This window comes from Epibacterium sp. ABV4_022 (assembly GCF_056159345.1).
In genome coordinates this window covers 3,544,967-3,563,404 of record NZ_JBSWVA010000001.1, presented here as the reverse complement: position 1 = coordinate 3,563,404, position 18,438 = coordinate 3,544,967, and the positions used below count along the sequence as shown (strand labels likewise).

Below are 18,438 nucleotides of genomic sequence, written 5' to 3'. Positions count from 1 at the left end.
GAAAGTGACACGTGGCACGTATTGCCGGCGTTAACATCCCGACTGCCAAACGGGTTCCGATCGCCCTGACCTATATCACGGGTATCGGTCCTGCCTCCGCCAAAGCCATCTGCGAGGCCGTGAACATCGACGCAACCCGTCGTGTGAACGAACTCTCCGACGCAGAAGTTCTGGCCATCCGCGAGCACATCGACGCGACCTACACCGTCGAAGGTGACCTGCGTCGTGAAGTGCAGATGAACATCAAGCGCCTGATGGACCTGGGCTGCTACCGTGGCCTGCGCCACCGTCGCAACCTGCCGGTTCGTGGTCAGCGCACCCACACCAACGCTCGTACTCGCAAAGGCCCCGCAAAGGCCATTGCCGGTAAGAAGAAGTAAGGGAGGGTCTGACCAATGGCACGTGACAAAACCCGCGTTAAACGCAAGGAACGCAAGAACATCGCCTCCGGTGTTGCGCATGTGAATTCCTCGTTCAACAACACCAAGATCCTGATCTCCGACGTTCAGGGCAATGCGATCTCCTGGTCCTCCGCTGGCACCATGGGCTTCAAGGGCTCCCGTAAGTCCACGCCCTATGCTGCGCAGATGGCTGCCGAGGACGCAGGCCGCAAGGCTCAGGATCACGGCGTAAAGACGCTTGAGGTCGAAGTTCAGGGCCCCGGTTCGGGTCGTGAATCCGCCCTGCGCGCGCTGGCCGCGATCGGATTCAACATCACCAACATCCGTGATGTGACCCCGATCGCCCACAACGGCTGCCGCCCGCCGAAGCGCCGCCGCGTCTAAGCGACACCCAGAAAAACAGGGGCCTTGCCACGCGCAGGGCCCCCGTTCGTCATTAGAAACCTCGGGCGTCTGATCCTTTGGACATGGGGACCAGACAGGAATGGAGGGAACGCATGATCCATAAGAATTGGGCAGAATTGATCAAGCCCACGCAGCTTGAGGTGAAACCGGGCAATGATCCGGCACGTCAGGCAACGCTTGTGGCGGAACCGCTGGAGCGTGGCTTTGGTCTGACGCTCGGCAACGCACTGCGCCGCATCCTGATGAGCTCGCTGCAAGGCGCCGCCATCACATCCGTTCAGATCGACAACGTGCTGCACGAGTTTTCCTCCGTGGCCGGTGTTCGTGAAGACGTCACCGACATCATCCTGAACCTCAAGCAGGTCTCCCTGCGCATGGAAGTCGAAGGGCCCAAGCGCCTGTCGATCAATGCCAAGGGTCCGGCCGTCGTCACCGCAGGCGACATTGCCGAAACCGCCGGCATCGAGGTTCTGAACCGCGAGCACGTCATCTGCCACCTCGACGATGGTGCGGATCTGTTCATGGAACTGACCGTCAACACCGGCAAAGGCTATGTCTCTGCCGACAAGAACAAGCCCGAGGACGCGCCGATTGGTCTGATCCCGATCGACGCAATCTATTCCCCGGTCAAGAAGGTCTCTTATGACGTTCAGCCCACCCGTGAGGGCCAGGTGCTGGATTATGACAAGCTGACCCTCAAAGTTGACACCGACGGCTCCATCACGCCCGAGGACGCGCTGGCTTTTGCAGCCCGCATCCTGCAGGACCAGCTGTCGATCTTCGTGAACTTCGACGAACCGGAATCCGCAGGCCGTCAGGACGAGGACGATGGTCTCGAGTTCAACCCGCTTCTCTTGAAGAAAGTGGACGAACTGGAACTCTCCGTGCGTTCGGCGAACTGCCTGAAGAACGACAACATCGTCTATATCGGCGATCTGATCCAGAAGACCGAAGCCGAGATGCTCCGCACCCCGAACTTCGGCCGCAAGTCCTTGAACGAGATCAAGGAAGTGCTGTCTGGCATGGGTCTGCACCTCGGTATGGACGTCGAGGACTGGCCGCCGGACAACATCGAAGAGCTGGCCAAGAAATTCGAAGACAGCTTCTAAGCTGGACTTTCGATCCGAAGGGGGCTAAGGCCCCCTTCAAAATTCCCGGAGTTGCCGGGGAAAATCTGGGCCTTCCGCCCCAAGGTGAGCAGCCGACACGCATCAGCTGCCTGACAAAGCAAAACGCAAGTTAAAGGATATCAAAAATGCGTCACGCACGTGGTTATCGCCGCCTGAACCGTACTCACGAGCACCGTAAGGCCCTGTTCTCCAACATGGCTGGCTCGCTGATCGAACACGAACAGATCAAGACCACCCTTCCGAAAGCAAAAGAACTGCGTCCGATCATCGAAAAGATGATCACGCTGGCAAAGCGCGGCGACCTGCACGCCCGCCGTCAGGCCGCGTCCAAGCTGAAAGAGGAAAAGGACGTCGCGAAGCTGTTCGAAGTCCTGGGCCCGCGCTACAAGGATCGTCAGGGCGGTTACGTCCGCATCCTGAAGGCCGGTTTCCGTTACGGTGACATGGCACCGATGGCGATCATCGAATTCGTCGACCGCGACCTCAACGCCAAAGGCGCAGCCGACAAGGCCCGCCTGGCGGAGCTGGAAGCCGTCGAAGACGAAGAATAAGATCTCGCGGTCATCTGACCGACGGACTTACCCCCGCTCTGGCAACAGGGCGGGGTTTTTCTTTGGGCTGCAGGCAAAACTGCGGCATACTCGCGGGCATTCACGTGTTGAGAGTTTGCCAGTGGGAGTTGTGTCATGCCCAAAGGGTTGGACAAGATTGAAGGTGATTTCAAAAAGCTGTTGCCCAAGCTGAAGCCATTGACCAAGGCGGATGCGCTGAAGCAGCTCAAATCCATTACCCTTGCGCTCAATACATGCTGGGATCGCGAGGACGACCTGCGCGCCGCACTCGCCGCCGCCCGCGAGAACGGCCACGCCGGCAAATCGGTGTCCGAGCTCGACAAGGACCGCGGCTTCAAATCCGCGCGGGTGCTGTGGGAAAAGGCAGTGGCGGCGCAGAAGAAAGAGCTGACCGCGCTGGCGCAGATGATCGTCGCCGCCAAGGCTGCACAAAAGGACATCGACAGCCTCGCCAAGCTGACGGAGAAGGAGGCCAAGGTCGCCGCCAAGGGCTCTGCCGACAAGAAGGCCGCAGAGGCGCTGGCGGCGCGGCTGGGAGCGGCCGGCAAGGAGCTGGCCACGGTGGTCAAATGTGAGGGCAAGCTGAAGCCAGCCGAAAAGTTCTATGCGCTTCAGTACAAGAAGATCCTCGACAAGATGATCAAGGACGCAGGCAAGGAGGCCACCGCGGAGGCCGATCTGCCCAAGCTGCTGGACGCGGCCCAGCTGAAGCGCAACGGCGCCCGGATCAAGAAGCTGCTCGGCGAGATCCTTGCCGCGCACAAGAAGGGCAGCGCCCTCGCCGAAACCGATGCGCGGGGCGCCGAAGGTCAACTGAAGGCCGGCGCGCGAAAACTGAAAGACCTGAAAAAACTGGTCGGAGATTATCAGAAGGCGCGCAAGAAATGCGTCAAGGACATCAAGGCGGCGGACAACAGCAAGACGTTGACCGATCTCCTCGACGGTTTCGACAAATCTCTGAAGCTTGCAGACCTCAAGATCAGGGAGCTGGCCAGCACGGTGGAAAAATCGACCGCCTGACCCCCCCCGGCCTATGCGATCCGCATCAGTCTGCCGCCTTTTTCACAAACTGGCTCTTCAGGCCCATCTGCCCGATGCCCGGCACCTTGCAATCAATGTCGTGATCGCCGTCAACAAGACGGATGCCGCGCACCTTGGTGCCGACTTTGACGACACTCGACGATCCCTTGACCTTGAGGTCCTTGATCACCGTCACCGTGTCGCCGTCGGTCAGGATGTTTCCGACGCTGTCGCGCACCACGGCGGCGTCCGCTTCCGCGGTGGCGGACCACTCGTGGCCGCACTCCGGGCAGACCAGCAGCGCGTCCATCTCGTAGGTGTAGACGGAGGCACAGGCGGGGCAGGGGGGCAGGGTCTCAGGCATCAGCGGGCTCACTTGACAAAGGGGATGGGGTGCAGGGCGGCTGCATGGTGCCGCCCTTCAAGGCGCAGGTGCAGCCCGTCGGCAGCCTCGGCGAGATCCGCGCGGATCAGCGCATGGCCGATGGTGGTGCCGAGGCGGGGCGAGAAGGCAAATTCGGTCACATGGCCCACCTGCGTGTCGCCCTGCCACAGCGGCACCGGGCTGCCTGGCAGGGGCGGCGTGTCGGCGATGGTCAGACCAACCCGCTGGCGCGCGGGCGGTTCCGCAGCCAGGCGCGACAGGGCGGCGCGGCCGACAAAGTCATGCCCGCTGTCGAGGTCGATTAGCGGACCAAAGCCCATCTCGAACGGCGTGGCACGGGTGTCCTGCCAGCGCATGTCGGCGCCGTAGGAAATGAGGCCGCTCTCCAGCCGCTCGACGTCGTTGGGGGCGCCGGGGCCGATGTCAAAGGGCGCGCCTGCCGCCTTGACCCGATCCCAGAGCTCCAGCCCGCGGCTGCGGTCTTGCAGGTAGAGTTCAAATCCGCCCTGTTTGGACCAGCCCGAGCGCGCCAGCACCAGCGGAATGCCGTCAAGCTCCGTCTGGCGGAAGCCGAAATAGCGCAGCTCGCGCACCCAGTCGCCGAACAAGGCGGCGGTGACGTCCGCGGCCTTTGGCCCCTGGATCGCCAGCGGCGAGACATCGGGCTCGCGCACCTCCACCGCCCAGCCACGCTCGCGCCCGATGGCGGCGGCCCAGAGGTGGATGTCGCTGTCGGCCACCGACAGCCAGTAGCGATCCTCCGAGAGCTTCAGCAGCACCGGGTCATTGATCAGCCAGCCGGCATGATCGCACAGGGGCACATAGCGCCCCTGACCGACCCTGGTCTTGGACAGGTCGCGCGGTGTCAGATATTGCGCCAGCCGTCCGGCGTCCGGCCCGTGCAACTCCACCTGCCGCTGTGCTGCCACGTCCCACATGGCGACACCATTGATGAGCCGGTCGTATTCGCCCGCCGGGTCGCCGAAATTGCCGGGGATATACATGTGATTGTAGACCGAAAACCCGCGCACCCCGTCGCGCACGGTGGCGTCGAAATAGGCGGATTTCCGGATGTTGGGTCCGATCGCGATCGAAAACGTCATGGGCGCTCCCCGGGCATGGCACATCATCTGTGTCCTGCATTCCACCCGGGCAGCGCAAGCGCAAGGGGATTTGCCGCGTCCCGGCTCAGACCTCGCGCGGGTCGTCCAGATACATGCGCCAATTGTGCTGCGGATCAAAGCCCAGCATCCGCTCCGCCTTGCGGATCGAATAGAAGGTCTCGCGCGCGCCCATTTCCCGGGCGGGGACACCCTCGTAATAATGGGTGATGATCTCCGAGGTGGAGAGGTTCACGGAATGATCGCGATTGGCGACGTTGAAGATCTGATACCCCAGCCCGTCCGCCTCGAGGCATTTCTGCACCATATGGCCCAGATCCCGGGCGTCGATATAGGCAAAGATATTGCGCCGCCGCATGTCCGGATCGGCCATATAGGCGGGGAAGTTCGCCTTGTACTCATGCGGCTCGATCACATTGTTGATGCGCAGCCCGTAGATGTCGGCGCCGGTGCGGCGTTGAAAGCTCTGCGCGGCGTGCTCGTTGGCGACTTTGGACATGGCATAGGCGTCCTCGGGCACCACCGGGTGATCCTCGTCGATGGGCAGATACTCCGGCAGGCGCTCCCCGCCCGCAAAACAGATCCCGTAGGTGGTTTCCGAGGAGGCAAAGATCACCTTGTGCACGCCAGCCTTCAGCGCCGCGTCGATCACATTGTAGGTCCCAACCGTATTGATCCGGTAGCATTCGTTGTCCGAGGTCATCAGCAGGCGCGGCACGGCGGCAAAATGCACCACCGCGTCAAAGCGGGGCGGGCTGCGGTGGCTTTCCATCTCGTCATATCCGGCCCAGGCGTGCATCACGTCATGCATCTGGCCGGCGTCGGTCATATCGGCGATGCGATTGTCGACTCCCGGCAGGTCGAGCGGCTTGAGATCCACATTGACCACCCGATGCCCCTGCGCCAGCAGATAGGCGATGGCGTGACGTCCGGCCTTGCCGGAGCCGCCGGTGAACAGAATGCGCATTGTGAGCCTCCTCATTATCCTTGCGGGGGAGGATAGTGGTGATCCGGGCAAGGTCCAGTCGAAGATGTCGACATCTCGACCGTTGTTTTCTGCAATGCAGCGGCCTATCACGGAGGCACCCCATCACCGAGGATCCACCATGCGCAGCGCCGCCCCAAAGCCCCTGTTGACCGCCTTCGACCTGCAAGGTCTGGTTTTTGGCGTGGTGATGTGTTCGCTCGGCGTGGTGTTCCTCAAGGCCGCCGGGCTGGTGACCGGGCAGACCGCGGGCATCGCGCTGCTGCTCTCTTATGTGTTGCCGCTGGGGTTCGGGCCGCTGTTCTTTGCCATCGGCGTGCCGTTCCTGATCCTCGCCTGGACGAGACGCGGCGCGGTTTTTGCCCTGCGCACGGTGATGGTGGTTCTGGGGATCTCCGCAGGGGCGCAGATCCTGCCGCACTACCTGAGCTTTGATGCGCTGCACATCGGCGTTGCGGCGCTTTTGGGTGGGGCCTGCAGCGGGGCCGGGCTGATCGCGATCTTTCGCCACAATGCCTCTGCCGGTGGCATGACCATTCTTGGCATCATCATCGAGCACCGCACCGGGTTCAAGGCCGGCTGGTTCCAACTGGGCGTCGACGCTTGCGTTTTTGCCGCTGCGGCGCTGGTGCTGTCACCCGAACAGCTGATCTATTCCTTTTTCGGCGCGATGATCACCAACCTCTGCATCGTGTGGAATTTCGACGTCGCCCAAAGCGGCACCGGGCGCCCCGGCTATGGTCGTGCCACGCCGAAAGAGCCTAGCGCCGACTGAAGGCAAGGATGATCTGACGCGCCTGGCGCTGGAACAGGCCGGGGCCCTTGGGGGCGCCACCCGTGGCCTCAACCTCTGCAATCACGCGCCGCGCAAGCCAGATCGCAAAGACGCCAAAGATCACACCGCCCACCGCCTGACCGATCAATGCGCCGGATGCGCCATAAAAATGCGCGCCCAGCCAGACCAGCGGGATGGTCCCGATTGTATTGCGCCCCCAGTTCAGCCAGGTGGAGTTGAACGGGCGGCCAAGGTTGTTGAAGCTGGCATTGGCCACAAAGATCGCTCCGTTGAAGAAGAACGCCAGCGCAAGCGGGCCGCAAAACAGATAGATCAGCGTGAGCGCGGTGCCATCGGCGTCAAACAGGGCTGCAACATGCGTGCGCAGGGCAAACAGGATCGCCGTCATCACCGTCACAAAGATGCCTGTGAACAGGAGCGCATCCCAGAACGCGCGCCGCACACGGGCAAAATTCCCTGCCCCGTAGTTCTGTCCGACAATTGGTCCCACGGCACCCGACAGCGCAAAGATGGTGCCAAAGGCCAGCGGCGACATCCGGGCGATAATCGCCATGCCCGCCACCGCGTCCTCGCCAAACTCCGCCATGGCGCGGGTGACAAAGGCTTGCCCGACCGGAGTGGCCAGCTGTGTCAGAATCGCCGGAAAGGAAATCGCAAAGATCGGCGCAAGCCCGGCAATGAACAGCGACAGCGGCGGGCGCTCCAACCCGCCGTGGTGGCGAAAGATCGGCCCCAAGGCAAAGACCGCAACCGCCACGCGCGAGGCCGCACTGGCCAGGGCCGCGCCGGTCAGTTCCATATTGAGGCCAAAGATCAGGATCGGGTCCAAGACCGCATTGACCAGCCCCCCGGCAATGGTGGCCATCATGGCGCGGCGCGCATCGCCATGGGCGCGCAGGATTGCCCCGCCCGCCATCCCCATCAACAGGAGCGGCAAGGTCGGCACGATGATTTGCAGATAGTCCACCGCCAGATCATGCGCCCGCCCACTGGCCCCCAGAAGCGACACCAGCGGCGAGAGGTATATCCAGATCACCACGGCAAAGAGAGTCGAGAAAACCCCGCCCCATATCAAGGCGTTAGAGGCCTGCTGCCGGGCCAGGACATGATCCCCCGCGCCCAAGGCCCGTGCCACCAACGCGCCTGCCGCAATGGCAATCCCGATGTTGAATGAGGTGGTGAAAAACAGGATCGCACCGGCATAGCCCACGGCGGCGGCTAGCTCTTCTTTGCCGAGCATGGCGATAAAGACCATGTCGATGAAATCCACCGCAAACACCGCCATCAACCCCACCGAGGAGGTGAGCGACATCACCGTGATATGGCGCAGCAAATTGCCTTTGAGAAACTTGGCCTGTTGCATGTGCGGGTCTCCGTCATCTTGATCTTTGCGGAGCATCCGCCGGTCCTATTTAGTCGCACGGCGCGCAGGTACAATCACCTTGCGCCGGCAAACCTCTGCGTTTGGGGATCGACAGGGGCGCGAATCTCCGCTAGCGTCCGGCGCATGACCCAACAGTTCGCCCAGTTCTGGTATTACTTTTATCCGCGCCACATGGCGGACGGAGGGTCTTCGCGTTTCTGAATTGAACTGACAGAAACACCAGAACACCGCACCAAACCGCCCCGGGACCAAGGGCGGTTTTTTGTTGTCCAGAGGTCCAGACGGGGCACCCGCCAAAGGAAAGCCCCGATGACAACGCTCTCTACGACCCCGACAAATGACCTCCGGATTACCGATATGCAGGAATTGATCTGCCCCGAAGCCCTCGCGGTGATACACCCGCTGACCGACGCCGCGCGCGAGACCGTCCTGTCCGCACGCGCCAGCATTCAAAAGATCCTGCATGGCGCGGATGACCGGCTGGTTGTGGTGGTCGGCCCCTGTTCCATCCACGACCCGGAGGCCGCATTGGACTACGCCCGCCGCCTCGCCCCGCTGCGCGCCGAGCTGGGCGACCAGCTGGAGATCGTGATGCGGGTCTACTTTGAAAAACCCCGCACCATCGCGGGCTGGAAGGGGCTGATCAACGACCCCAACCTCGACGGGTCTTTCCGCATCAACAAGGGCTTGTCGATTGCCCGCAAACTCTGCCTCGACCTGAGCGAGATGGGCCTGCCGGTGGGGACCGAATTCCTCGATGCGGCGGTGCCGCAATACATCAGCGATCTGGTCAGCTGGGCCGCGATCGGCGCCCGCACCACCGAGAGCCAGATCCACCGCGAGATGGCCTCGGGCCTGAGCTGTCCGGTGGGGTTCAAGAACGGCACCCGCGGCAATGTGCAGATTGCCATCGACGCGGTGCGATCTGCCGCAACGCCGCATCATTTCATGGCGCTGGCGCCCTCGGGCCTTGCGGCGATTGCGGCCACAGCGGGCAACCCGGATTGCCACATCATCCTGCGTGGGGGCGGTGGCACCAATTATGATGCGGCCAGCATTGATGCCGCCTGCCAAAAGGCCGCGGCCGACGGCATTCGCCCGCAGGTGATGATCGACGCAAGCCATGCCAATTCCGCCAAGGACCCGGCCAAACAGCCCGAGGTGCTCTCGGATGTGGCCGGTCAGATGGCGCAGGGCGAAACCCGTATCACCGGCATCATGATCGAAAGCCATCTGGTGCATGGCCGCCAAGATCTGCCCAAGGACGGGGATCTGTCACAACTCACCTACGGTCAATCGATCACTGACGGTTGCATCGGTTGGGAGGAAACCGAGGCCGAGCTTCGTAAACTGGCGCAGGCGGTCCAAACCCGCCGCACCCAGGGCGCCCGCCTAGCGGGCTGAGACCGGATCAAAACGAAACGGGGCGGCGCAATCCCGCCCCCCTTCATCTTCTAACCCAAAATATCCCGGGGTGAACTGACCGCAGGTCAGGAGGGGCAGCGCCCCTTAAGCCCCGGTTTTTCTGCACATGCTTGCAATCCCCTGCGCACCTTCGCATATCATCAGGACCAAAATAACGTCCCGGAGGCCCCATGATCCGCAGTCTTGCCCTTCCCCTGACCCTCGCTCTGGTGACCAGCTTGCCGCTTGCGGCGCAGGCCGAGACCAAAGTCCCACAGAGCCAGACCGAGATTTCACTGGGGTTTGCGCCACTGGTCAAAGAGGCCGCACCGGCGGTTGTGAATATTTACGCCAAGATCATCCGTCAGGACCGCGCCCGCAGCCCCTTTGCGGATGACCCGTTCTTTGATGATTTCTTTCGCCAGTTTGCCCAGCCGCGCCCAAGGGTGCAGAACTCGCTCGGCTCTGGCGTGATCCTATCCGAGGATGGCATCGTGGTCTCCAACTATCACGTCGTTGGCGAGGCATCCGATATCCGCGTGGTGACCAATGACCGGCGTGAGTATCAGGCCGAGGTGATCCTTGCGGATCAGGCGTCCGATCTGGCGATCTTGCAGTTGAAGGACGCCGAAGGCTTGCCATTCCTTGGCTTGCGCAACAGCGATGAGGTCGAGGTGGGCGAGTTGACCCTGGCCATCGGCAACCCCTTTGGGGTGGGGCAGACGGTGTCCTCGGGCATTATCTCGGGCCTTGCGCGCACGGGCACCGGCGGCGGGCAGGGGTTTGGCTATTACATCCAGACCGATGCGCCGATCAATCCGGGCAACTCCGGTGGGGCGCTGATTGATGTGAATGGCGATCTCATTGGCATCAACACCCGTATCCTCAGCCGCTCGGGCGGCTCGAACGGGATTGGCTTTGCCATCCCGGCCAATCTGGTGCGCGAGTTTGTGCGTCAGGCGCGTGCGGGCGAAGAGGACTTCCAGCGCCCCTGGGCGGGGATGACGGGCCAGCCGGTGGATTCCGATCTGGCCGAGGCGCTGGGTCTCGGGCAGGTGGACGGCATGCTGATCTCCGAGTTGCATCCACAAAGCCCCTTTGTCGCGGCGGGTTTTGAGGTGGGCGATGTGGTGCTGGCCGTGGACGGTGAGCCGGTGAACTCGCCCTCCGAGATGGCCTTTCGCCTGTCGGTGGCGGAACTGGGCGGCACCAGCAAGGTGACGCGGGTGCGTCAGGGCGAAACCGAGACCGTTGAGGTCGCGCTGATGGAAGCGCCCGACACCCCGGCCGCTGATCCGATCACGCTGAACGAGCAAACCCCGATGCCGGGGCTGGTGGTGGGGCAGGTAAACCCGCAGGTCATCACCAAGATGCAGCTGCCGCTGTCGACCGAAGGCGTGGTGGTGATGGACCCCGGCCCCTATGCCGGGCGCGGCGGGGTACGCGCGGGGGATCTGTTGCTGGCCATCAATGGCGAGGAGATCACAGCGCCTGAGGATGTGGCGAACCTTCTGATGAACAGTGGTCGCTGGATGCGGCTGGATCTGTTGCGACAGGGCCAGCGCGTGTCGCTGCGGTTCCGGCTCTGAGCCATGGCGGATCTGTTTGACAGCGGGGAGGCGGGCGCTCAGCGCGATCACGATGCGGCCAATGACGCTCCGCGCCCGCTCGCGGACCGGTTGCGGCCCCGCACGCTTGCCGAGGTGATCGGTCAGGAGCAGGTCTTGGGCGAAGAGGCACCGCTGGGGGTGATGCTGGCCTCCGGGGCGCTGTCGTCGCTGATCTTCTGGGGGCCGCCGGGGGTGGGCAAGACCACCATCGCGCGGCTGTTGGCGCAGGAAACCGATCTGCATTTTGTGCAGATCTCGGCCATTTTCACCGGTGTGCCGGACCTGAAGAAAGTGTTCGAGGCGGCCAAGATCCGGCGCCAGAACGGGCAGGGCACGCTGCTGTTCGTTGACGAGATCCACCGTTTCAACAAGGCCCAGCAGGACGGGTTCCTGCCGCATATGGAGGATGGCACCATCCTTCTGGTGGGGGCCACGACGGAAAACCCGAGCTTTGAACTCAATGCCGCCGTGTTGTCGCGTTCGCAGGTTTTGGTGCTGGAACGTCTGAGCCTTGCGGATCTGGAGCGGCTGACGCAGCGCGCGGAACAGGCGCTGGTGCGCCGGTTGCCGCTGTTGCCCGAGGCGCGCGATGCGCTGCATCAGATGGCCGATGGCGACGGGCGGGCGCTCTTGAACCTGATCGAGCAGGTCGCAGCCTGGAAGGTCGATCAGCCCCTGGGCCGAGAGGCGCTGGCGACACGGTTGATGCGGCGGGCGGCGAAATACGACAAATCCGGCGATGAGCATTATAACCTCATCTCGGCGCTGCATAAATCCGTGCGCGGCTCCGACCCGGATGCGGCGCTGTATTGGTTTGCACGCATGCTGGAGGGCGGCGAGGACCCCAAGTATCTCGCCCGGCGTCTGACCCGCATGGCGGTGGAGGATATCGCGCTTGCCGATCCGCAGGCGCAGGCGATCTGCCTTCAGGCCTGGGAGGCCTATGAGCGGCTTGGCTCGCCCGAGGGGGAGTTGGCGCTGGCGCAGGCGGTGATTTACCTCGCGCTCGCGCCCAAAACCAACGCGGGCTACATGGCCTATAAGGCGGCGCGGCGCCTGGCCAAGGAGACGGGGTCAGAGCCACCGCCCAAACATATCCTCAATGCGCCGACCAAGCTGATGGAAGAGCAGGGCTATGGCAAAGGCTATGACTACGACCACAACGCCGAGGATGGGTTTTCGGGGCAGAACTACTTTCCCGACGGGGTGAAGCGGCCTGTGCTCTATCAGCCGGTGGAGCGCGGGTTTGAGCGCGAGCTGCGCAAGCGCACGGAGTTCTTTGCCAAGAAGCGCATCCAGCGCCAGGGAGAGTAATTCAGGTTTTGCGGGCAAAACCTGAAGGCCTCCGGCGGGGATATTTCACGAAGAAGCCGAAAGGCTCACGCTGTCACCCGCACCCATGTGCCCATGCCCGCAGCGTGATGCGACAGCATATGGCAGTGAAACAGCCAATCACCCGGGTTATGGGCCTGAAAGGCGATCTCGCGGGTTTCTCCGCGCAGCATCAGGAGCGTGTCGCGTAAGGGACCGAGGGTGCCGTCTGGCAGGACCTCGGAAAAATGCATGCCGTGCAGATGCATGGCGTGCGGGAACTGGGTGTCGTTGACCATGCGGATGCGGATGGTTTCGCCTCGGCTTGCGGTGATCAGCGGGTCAATCGGGCGGCCTGCGGTGCCGTTGAAGGACCAGAACTGGCCCAATTGGGCGAGGTCCTGGCCGGAGAGGTCTTCGCCTTTGAAATTGGCGCTTTGCAGCCACGCCATCGCGCCGCCCTCGGTGATCAGATCGACGCTGCGGGCGGCGTTCAGATCGATGGGAAAGTTGGGATTGGGCGGTAGTGCCGCGGGCGCGGTGCGGCGTGTGCGGGTGCCGGGTGACACCGGAAAGCGGGCCAGCTCATAGCCGCCATCGCGCTCAAATTGGACGAGAAATGCGTCCTCGCCAGCCTTGGAAGTTACGTCGACAAAGAGGTCGATGCGCTGGGCGGGGGCGAGGACAAGCTGGTCCGGCAGAGGCATGGGCGTGGCCAGTGGCATGCCGTCATAGGCCATCACCCAGCCTTCCAGTCCCTGAAGGCCGAGGGTGAAAATGCGCGCATTGGCGCTGTTGATGAGGCGCAGGCGCAGGCGGTCGCCGGTTTTGACGGGGTGGTCCGCCACCATCTTGCCGTTGCACAAGAGCACGTTGCCCATGCGGCCCGCGTGCGACAGGTCATGCGGGGCATTGAACGTGGTATCGACAGCGGCCTCAGCCGTGACACGCAGGTCGTCGATCACCAGCGGCAGGTCCTGATCCACATCCGGCGCATCCGGTTCCTCTACGATCAACACGCCTTGCAGGCCGCGTTCGACCTGTTCCACCGATTGCGCGTGGGAATGGTACCAGTAGCTGCCTGCATCGGGCAGGGCAAAATCATAGGTGAAGGTTTCACCGGGCTGGATCGGGTCTTGTGTGACGCCGGGCACCCCGTCCATGGCGTTGTTGATGCGGATGCCGTGCCAATGGAGGCTGGTGGGCTGTGGCAGGCGGTTTTCGACTTCGGCCACCAGCCGCGCGCCCTGTTTCAGGCGCAGGGTCTCGCCTGGCATGGTGCCGTTGACGCACCACAGATCCGTGGCCGGGTAGTTCGGCGGGGCGATCTGCTGCGTTGCCGGTGCAAGCGTCAGGCGGTGCGGCGCCGCCTGTGCCAGCCGGGGCAGGGCGGGGAGCAGGGGCAGCGTGGCAAGGGTGCTGAGGAACTGGCGGCGGCTTGGTGTCATCGGCGGGGCTTTCTCTGGTTTTGCCGCAAAGGGTAGAGGGCGCAGGCGTGGGCGCAAAGACTTCCACCCACTGGAAGCTGACGCGTTTGTGAAAAGGCCCGGGCGCGCCGCAGGACCGCCGTCGCGCTCTGCATGCGGTGCAGAGCGGCCAATCGCGCGGAAAACTTGACATCCCCAGCCGCCCGCGCGAAGGGAGCGGGCATGTTGATAACCGTGTTGAATGTGGCGCTGGGCGGCGCGATCGGGGCAAGCTGCCGCTACCTCGTTGGGGTGGGCGTGCTGCGCATGCTCGGGCCGACCTCGTTTCCGCTGGGGGTGCTGGGGGTGAATATCCTTGGCTCGGCCCTGATGGGCGCTTTTGTGGTGCTGGCGGCGCATAAGGGGCTGACGCATCTGTCGCCCTTTGTGATGACCGGTGTTCTGGGCGGTTTCACCACGTTTTCGGCCTTCTCGCTGGAGGCGGTTACCTTGTTCGAGCGCGGGGCCTACGGGCAGGCCGCGCTTTATATTGGCCTCTCCGCAGGCCTGTCTATTGCAGCCCTTGCCCTTGGCATGATGGCGGCCAGAGGAGTGCTGACATGAGCGGCGTGCAGATGATCACCGTCACCGAAGACGACGGCGGCCAGCGGATCGACCGCTGGTTGCGGCGGCTTTTCCCGCATGTGAATCAGGGCCGCATCGAGAAGATGTGCCGCAAGGGCGAGCTGCGTCTGGACGGGGGCCGCGTGAAGGCCAACACCCGCGTAGAGGCCGGACAGGTGGTGCGGGTGCCGCCGCTGGCCGAGAGCGACATGAAACCGGCCGAGGCGCGCCCGGTGAAGATCTCGGATGCCGACGCCAAGATGATTCGCGATTGCGTGGTCTACAAGGACGACGATGTTCTGGTGATCAACAAACCGGCGGGGCTGGCGGTGCAGGGCGGCTCTGGCACCACCAAACATGTGGATGGCCTCTCGGAAGCGCTGCGCTTTGACGCCGAGGACAAGCCGCGGCTGGTGCATCGTCTCGACAAGGACACCTCCGGCCTGCTGGTGCTGGCGCGCAACCGCAAGGCGGCGCAGGGGCTGACCGCAGCCTTCCGCCACAAGAACACCCGCAAGATCTACTGGGCCCTGGTCGCAGGCGTGCCGACGCCCTACCTTGGCGAGATCAAGACCGGGTTGGTGAAGGCACCGGGGCACGGCAAATCCGGCGAGGGCGAAAAGATGATCCCGGTTGATCCGCGCGATGTGGATGCCACGCCCGGGGCCAAGCGCGCGCATACCTTTTATGCCACGCTTTACCGCGTCGCGAGCCGCGCCAGCTGGGTCGCGATGGAGCCTGTGACGGGCCGCACCCACCAGCTGCGGGCGCATATGGCGGGCATGGGGCATCCGATCATTGGCGATGGCAAATATGGCGGCTCCAGTCAGGAGAACCTCGGCGATGGCTGGGGCGCGCAAATTGGCGGTCTGATCTCGAAGAAACTGCACCTGCACGCGCGCCGTTTGCAGTTCGAACACCCCGTCACCGGCAAAGTGGTGACGGTAACCGCCGCGCTGCCGGATCATATGAAAGAGAGCTGGGACACCTTTGGCTGGACCGAGGATCTGGCTGCCGACGATCCCTTTGAGACGCTGTTTTGACCTCGGCGCTGAAGCTCATTCTGTTTGATGTGGACGGGACCCTGGTGGACAGTCAGGGGACGATTGTGTCTTGCATGAATGAGGCTTTCGCAGGTGCGGGATTGGTGCCCCCCTCACGCGCGGCGATCCTGTCCATCGTGGGGCTGTCGCTGCCGCAGGTGATGACGCGTTTGGCGGCGGGTCAGTCCGTGCAGGTTCAGGACGCGCTCGTTGAGGGCTACAAACAGGCCTATCAGGCGGCGCGGCTGCGCGAGGGCGCGGCGCATTCGCCGCTCTATCCCGGGGCGCGGGCGGCGCTGGACGCGCTGCATGCAGTGCCGGACTACATCCTTGGTGTGGCCACCGGCAAATCCCAGCGCGGGTTGGATGCGCTGATCGAAGGGCATGATCTGGGCATGTTCGTCACCCGTCAGGTGGCCGATCACCACCCCTCCAAACCACATCCGTCGATGATCCTGACCGCGATGTCGGAGACGGGCATTGCCCCCGCCGACACGGTGATGATTGGCGACACCACATTTGACATGGAGATGGGCCGCGCCGCCGGGGTGACGACCATCGGCGTGGGCTGGGGCTATCACCCGGCTGCGCATCTGGGGGCGGATCACATGCTGGCGGAGTTTGCCGCGCTGCCGGATCTGTTGCGCCGGATCTGGCCGGACTGACCCTGCCGCGACCACGCCCGAGACGAAGAAGGACGGACCAAGATGAGTGAATGGAAACAGAAGCGATTCTGGAAAGAGGTGAGCGTCGATGAAGACGGCGCGGGCTTTGCCGTGGCGCTGGACGGGCGGCGCGTAAAAACACCGGCAAAAACCGCGCTGGTGGTGCCGACGCGGGCGCTGGCTGAGGCGATTGCCGCCGAGTGGGACGCACAGGAAGACCAGATCGACCCGCTGTCGATGCCCAACACGCGGTCGGCCAATGCGGCGATCGACAAGGTGGCGGTACAGTTTGCCGAGGTTGCCGATATGCTGGCGGAATACGGTGACAGCGATCTGCTGTGTTATCGCGCCGAAAGCCCCGAGGGGCTGGTCGCCCGTCAGAGCGAATCCTGGGATGCGGCGCTGGATTGGGCCGAGGCTGCGCTGGGCGCACGCCTGCTGCCGCGCGCGGGCATCCTGCATGCGCCGCAAGACGGGGCTGCACTGGAAGTGCTGCGTAAACGGGTGCATCAAATGACGCCGTTTCAGCTCGCGGCGTTTCACGATCTGGTGGGGCTGACCGGTTCGTTGATCCTTGGGTTTGCAACGGCTGCGAACTGGCGGTCGTTGGATGAGATCTGGGAAATCTCGCGCATTGACGAGCGCTGGCAGGAAGAGCTCTGGGGCCCGGACGACGAGGCGCAGGCGATCGAGGCGCAGAAGAAACAAGCCTTTGTGCACGCCGCCGGTTTCTACGCGCGGGTTTGATTCCCGGCGCCAGTCCCGGCTCCATTCCCGGCCACAAACCGGCGCAAGGCGGCGCGAAGCAGCGGGTTTGTGGCCATGGCGGGGCGTCAGGCCGGAAAATCGCCGCGCAACAATCCTGCTATAAATCCGGCCCTGGCGAAGTTTGTCGCATTCCTCACCGCAATATTCGCAAAGTTAGCGCCCAAAATAAAGCAGCGCCCCGGGGCTCAGGGTGAAAACCCCATTGAAACCGGTGATCCTACCCTTGACGTTCGTTGATGAATCCGCCCAAACTCGGCAACGAAAACGGGGGCGAACCCTGTTTCAAACAGCCCGCACCGTGACGGGTGGGCTATAAAGAACCACCAAACTCAGGTGGATAGTCAGGAAGAGGTAAACATGAACACATCCGTATTCTTTGGCGCGCTGACCGTGGCCGGTCTCGCAGCCGGTGCAGCCGCTGCCGGCACGCTGGACGACGTCAAGGCACGTGACAAGCTGAACTGCGGCGTCACCACCGGTCTCGTCGGGTTCGCAGCGCCGAATGCAAACGGCGAATGGGAAGGCTTCGACGTCGCGGTCTGCCGCGCTGTCGCCGCTGCCGTGCTGGGCGATTCGAGCAAGATCGAATTCGTTCCGACCACCGGCAAGACCCGCTTCACCGCGCTGGCGTCGGGCGAAATCGACATGCTGGCCCGCAACACCACCTGGACCTTCAGCCGCGACGTCGACCTGAAGTTCGAATTCGTCGGCGTGAACTACTACGACGGTCAGGGCTTCATGGTGCCCAAGGAGCTGGGCGTGTCCTCCGCGAAGGAACTGGACGGCGCCACCGTCTGCATCCAGACCGGCACCACCACCGAGCTGAACCTGGCGGACTTCTTCCGCTCCAACAACATCAGCTACGAGCCGGTTCCGATCGAAACCAACGCCGAAGCGCAGCAGCAGTATCTGGCTGGCGCCTGTGACGTCTACACCACCGACGCGTCCGGCCTGGCGGCCACCCGCGCGACCTTTGACGATCCGACCGCGCATGCGATTCTGCCGGAGATCATCTCCAAAGAGCCGCTCGGCCCGCTGGTCCGCCACGGCGACCACGAGTGGGGTGACGTTGTGCGCTGGACCCTCAACGCGCTGGTCGCGGCAGAGGAACTGGGCGTGACTTCCGCCAACCTCTCCGAGATGGCGTCCGGCACCGACAACCCGGAAATCAACCGTCTGCTCGGCACCGAAGGCAACCTGGGCGAGATGCTCGGCCTGGACGCCGACTGGGCCGCAAAAGCCCTGTCCGTGGGCGGCAACTACGGTGAAGTCTTTGCCAAGAACATCGGTGAAGACACTCCGATCGGTCTCGCACGTGGCCTGAACGCCCAGTGGACCGATGGTGGCCTGCTCTACGCACCGCCGTTCCGTTAAGTTTGGCAACCGGAAAGGGCGCGGGGGATACCTC

The 18,438-nt window shown here is 63.4% G+C and carries 19 protein-coding genes; 14 read left to right on the top strand and 5 right to left on the bottom strand.

Features of this window, described 5'->3' with window-relative positions; all coding sequences use genetic code 11:
- Nucleotides 1–11 precede the first annotated feature (11 nt).
- From rpsM to ACXAF5_RS16655, 5 genes are all read left to right on the top strand, one after another.
- Entirely contained in the window at nucleotides 12–380 is a 369-nt protein-coding gene (gene rpsM, locus ACXAF5_RS16675) for a 30S ribosomal protein S13 (protein WP_011537626.1), read from the top strand.
- Nucleotides 381–395: 15 nt separating this feature from the next.
- Complete coding sequence (gene rpsK / locus ACXAF5_RS16670) at nucleotides 396–785, top strand: 30S ribosomal protein S11 (protein WP_239323282.1); 390 nt, start codon at nucleotides 396–398, stop codon at nucleotides 783–785.
- A 113-nt stretch (nucleotides 786–898) separates the two neighbouring features.
- A complete protein-coding gene (locus ACXAF5_RS16665) occupies nucleotides 899–1,915 on the top strand; it encodes a DNA-directed RNA polymerase subunit alpha (protein WP_005621805.1) in 1,017 nt (338 codons plus the stop codon).
- A gap of 146 nt (nucleotides 1,916–2,061) precedes the next feature.
- Nucleotides 2,062–2,487, top strand: a complete 426-nt coding sequence (gene rplQ, locus ACXAF5_RS16660) for a 50S ribosomal protein L17 (RefSeq protein ID WP_474947456.1) — start codon at nucleotides 2,062–2,064, stop codon at nucleotides 2,485–2,487.
- Nucleotides 2,488–2,622: 135 nt separating this feature from the next.
- A complete protein-coding gene (locus ACXAF5_RS16655) occupies nucleotides 2,623–3,528 on the top strand; it encodes a hypothetical protein (protein ID WP_474947455.1) in 906 nt (301 codons plus the stop codon).
- A 25-nt stretch (nucleotides 3,529–3,553) separates the two neighbouring features.
- Here ACXAF5_RS16655 and ACXAF5_RS16650 read toward each other — a convergent pair whose 3' ends face one another.
- The 3 genes from ACXAF5_RS16650 to ACXAF5_RS16640 form a co-directional block, all read right to left on the bottom strand.
- Entirely contained in the window at nucleotides 3,554–3,892 is a 339-nt protein-coding gene (locus tag ACXAF5_RS16650) for a zinc ribbon domain-containing protein YjdM (RefSeq protein ID WP_474947454.1), read from the bottom strand.
- An 8-nt stretch (nucleotides 3,893–3,900) separates the two neighbouring features.
- A complete protein-coding gene (locus ACXAF5_RS16645) occupies nucleotides 3,901–5,016 on the bottom strand; it encodes a glycine cleavage T C-terminal barrel domain-containing protein (RefSeq protein WP_474947453.1) in 1,116 nt (371 codons plus the stop codon).
- Between the two features lie 85 nt (nucleotides 5,017–5,101).
- The gene (locus ACXAF5_RS16640) at nucleotides 5,102–6,001 is read right to left on the bottom strand and encodes an NAD-dependent epimerase/dehydratase family protein (RefSeq protein ID WP_239323277.1); all 900 of its coding nucleotides are present in this window, start codon (nucleotides 5,999–6,001) and stop codon (nucleotides 5,102–5,104) included.
- A 139-nt stretch (nucleotides 6,002–6,140) separates the two neighbouring features.
- On the opposite strand from ACXAF5_RS16640, the gene ACXAF5_RS16635 reads away from it, so the two are divergent.
- Nucleotides 6,141–6,794 carry a YitT family protein gene (locus tag ACXAF5_RS16635; protein WP_474947452.1) on the top strand — a complete coding sequence of 218 codons (654 nt, stop codon included), beginning with the start codon at nucleotides 6,141–6,143 and terminating at the stop codon, nucleotides 6,792–6,794.
- Here ACXAF5_RS16635 and ACXAF5_RS16630 read toward each other — a convergent pair.
- Nucleotides 6,781–8,178: an MATE family efflux transporter gene (locus ACXAF5_RS16630; protein WP_474947451.1), complete on the bottom strand. Its 1,398-nt coding sequence runs from the start codon at nucleotides 8,176–8,178 to the stop codon at nucleotides 6,781–6,783. The genes ACXAF5_RS16635 and ACXAF5_RS16630 overlap by 14 nt on opposite strands.
- Nucleotides 8,179–8,508: 330 nt before the next feature.
- Between ACXAF5_RS16630 and ACXAF5_RS16625 the strand changes: the two genes are divergently transcribed.
- The 3 genes from ACXAF5_RS16625 to ACXAF5_RS16615 all read left to right on the top strand — a co-directional run bounded on the left by ACXAF5_RS16625 (nucleotide 8,509) and on the right by ACXAF5_RS16615 (nucleotide 12,527).
- Entirely contained in the window at nucleotides 8,509–9,603 is a 1,095-nt protein-coding gene (locus ACXAF5_RS16625; protein ID WP_474947450.1) for a 3-deoxy-7-phosphoheptulonate synthase, read from the top strand.
- A gap of 191 nt (nucleotides 9,604–9,794) precedes the next feature.
- Entirely contained in the window at nucleotides 9,795–11,192 is a 1,398-nt protein-coding gene (locus ACXAF5_RS16620; protein WP_474947449.1) for a trypsin-like peptidase domain-containing protein, read from the top strand.
- 3 nt (nucleotides 11,193–11,195) lie between these two features.
- Nucleotides 11,196–12,527 (top strand): replication-associated recombination protein A, encoded by a 1,332-nt coding sequence (locus tag ACXAF5_RS16615; protein WP_474947448.1) that lies wholly within the window; start codon nucleotides 11,196–11,198, stop codon nucleotides 12,525–12,527.
- Between the two features lie 65 nt (nucleotides 12,528–12,592).
- On the opposite strand, the gene ACXAF5_RS16610 is transcribed toward ACXAF5_RS16615, so the two are convergent.
- Complete coding sequence (locus tag ACXAF5_RS16610) at nucleotides 12,593–13,972, bottom strand: multicopper oxidase family protein (RefSeq protein ID WP_474947447.1); 1,380 nt, start codon at nucleotides 13,970–13,972, stop codon at nucleotides 12,593–12,595.
- Nucleotides 13,973–14,173: 201 nt separating this feature from the next.
- On the opposite strand from ACXAF5_RS16610, the gene crcB reads away from it, so the two are divergent.
- From crcB to ACXAF5_RS16585, 5 genes are all read left to right on the top strand, one after another.
- Nucleotides 14,174–14,554 (top strand): fluoride efflux transporter CrcB, encoded by a 381-nt coding sequence (gene crcB, locus ACXAF5_RS16605; RefSeq protein ID WP_009176317.1) that lies wholly within the window; start codon nucleotides 14,174–14,176, stop codon nucleotides 14,552–14,554.
- Complete coding sequence (locus ACXAF5_RS16600) at nucleotides 14,551–15,597, top strand: RluA family pseudouridine synthase (RefSeq protein ID WP_239366120.1); 1,047 nt, start codon at nucleotides 14,551–14,553, stop codon at nucleotides 15,595–15,597. Before crcB ends, ACXAF5_RS16600 begins: the two co-directional genes overlap by 4 nt.
- Nucleotides 15,594–16,262, top strand: a complete 669-nt coding sequence (locus ACXAF5_RS16595; RefSeq protein WP_474947446.1) for an HAD-IA family hydrolase — start codon at nucleotides 15,594–15,596, stop codon at nucleotides 16,260–16,262. The genes ACXAF5_RS16600 and ACXAF5_RS16595 overlap by 4 nt, the downstream gene beginning before the upstream one ends.
- Nucleotides 16,263–16,304: 42 nt before the next feature.
- Nucleotides 16,305–17,009 (top strand): ATP12 family chaperone protein, encoded by a 705-nt coding sequence (locus ACXAF5_RS16590; RefSeq protein WP_474947445.1) that lies wholly within the window; start codon nucleotides 16,305–16,307, stop codon nucleotides 17,007–17,009.
- A 378-nt stretch (nucleotides 17,010–17,387) separates the two neighbouring features.
- A complete protein-coding gene (locus ACXAF5_RS16585; protein WP_474947444.1) occupies nucleotides 17,388–18,404 on the top strand; it encodes an amino acid ABC transporter substrate-binding protein in 1,017 nt (338 codons plus the stop codon).
- Nucleotides 18,405–18,438 lie beyond the last annotated feature (34 nt).

What these genes read in the sequence shown, in the direction of transcription:
- rpsK (WP_239323282.1), top strand. Translation starts at nt 396, where the DNA reads ATGGCACGTGACAAAACCCGCGTTAAACGCAAGGAACGCAAGAACATC.
- ACXAF5_RS16665 (WP_005621805.1), top strand. Translation starts at nt 899, where the DNA reads ATGATCCATAAGAATTGGGCAGAATTGATCAAGCCCACGCAGCTTGAG.
- rplQ (WP_474947456.1), top strand. Translation starts at nt 2,062, where the DNA reads ATGCGTCACGCACGTGGTTATCGCCGCCTGAACCGTACTCACGAGCAC.
- ACXAF5_RS16655 (WP_474947455.1), top strand. Translation starts at nt 2,623, where the DNA reads ATGCCCAAAGGGTTGGACAAGATTGAAGGTGATTTCAAAAAGCTGTTG.
- ACXAF5_RS16650 (WP_474947454.1), bottom strand. Translation starts at nt 3,892, where the DNA reads ATGCCTGAGACCCTGCCCCCCTGCCCCGCCTGTGCCTCCGTCTACACC.
- ACXAF5_RS16645 (WP_474947453.1), bottom strand. Translation starts at nt 5,016, where the DNA reads ATGACGTTTTCGATCGCGATCGGACCCAACATCCGGAAATCCGCCTAT.
- ACXAF5_RS16640 (WP_239323277.1), bottom strand. Translation starts at nt 6,001, where the DNA reads ATGCGCATTCTGTTCACCGGCGGCTCCGGCAAGGCCGGACGTCACGCC.
- ACXAF5_RS16635 (WP_474947452.1), top strand. Translation starts at nt 6,141, where the DNA reads ATGCGCAGCGCCGCCCCAAAGCCCCTGTTGACCGCCTTCGACCTGCAA.
- ACXAF5_RS16630 (WP_474947451.1), bottom strand. Translation starts at nt 8,178, where the DNA reads ATGCAACAGGCCAAGTTTCTCAAAGGCAATTTGCTGCGCCATATCACG.
- ACXAF5_RS16625 (WP_474947450.1), top strand. Translation starts at nt 8,509, where the DNA reads ATGACAACGCTCTCTACGACCCCGACAAATGACCTCCGGATTACCGAT.
- ACXAF5_RS16620 (WP_474947449.1), top strand. Translation starts at nt 9,795, where the DNA reads ATGATCCGCAGTCTTGCCCTTCCCCTGACCCTCGCTCTGGTGACCAGC.
- ACXAF5_RS16615 (WP_474947448.1), top strand. Translation starts at nt 11,196, where the DNA reads ATGGCGGATCTGTTTGACAGCGGGGAGGCGGGCGCTCAGCGCGATCAC.
- ACXAF5_RS16610 (WP_474947447.1), bottom strand. Translation starts at nt 13,972, where the DNA reads ATGACACCAAGCCGCCGCCAGTTCCTCAGCACCCTTGCCACGCTGCCC.
- crcB (WP_009176317.1), top strand. Translation starts at nt 14,174, where the DNA reads ATGTTGATAACCGTGTTGAATGTGGCGCTGGGCGGCGCGATCGGGGCA.
- ACXAF5_RS16600 (WP_239366120.1), top strand. Translation starts at nt 14,551, where the DNA reads ATGAGCGGCGTGCAGATGATCACCGTCACCGAAGACGACGGCGGCCAG.
- ACXAF5_RS16590 (WP_474947445.1), top strand. Translation starts at nt 16,305, where the DNA reads ATGAGTGAATGGAAACAGAAGCGATTCTGGAAAGAGGTGAGCGTCGAT.
- ACXAF5_RS16585 (WP_474947444.1), top strand. Translation starts at nt 17,388, where the DNA reads ATGAACACATCCGTATTCTTTGGCGCGCTGACCGTGGCCGGTCTCGCA.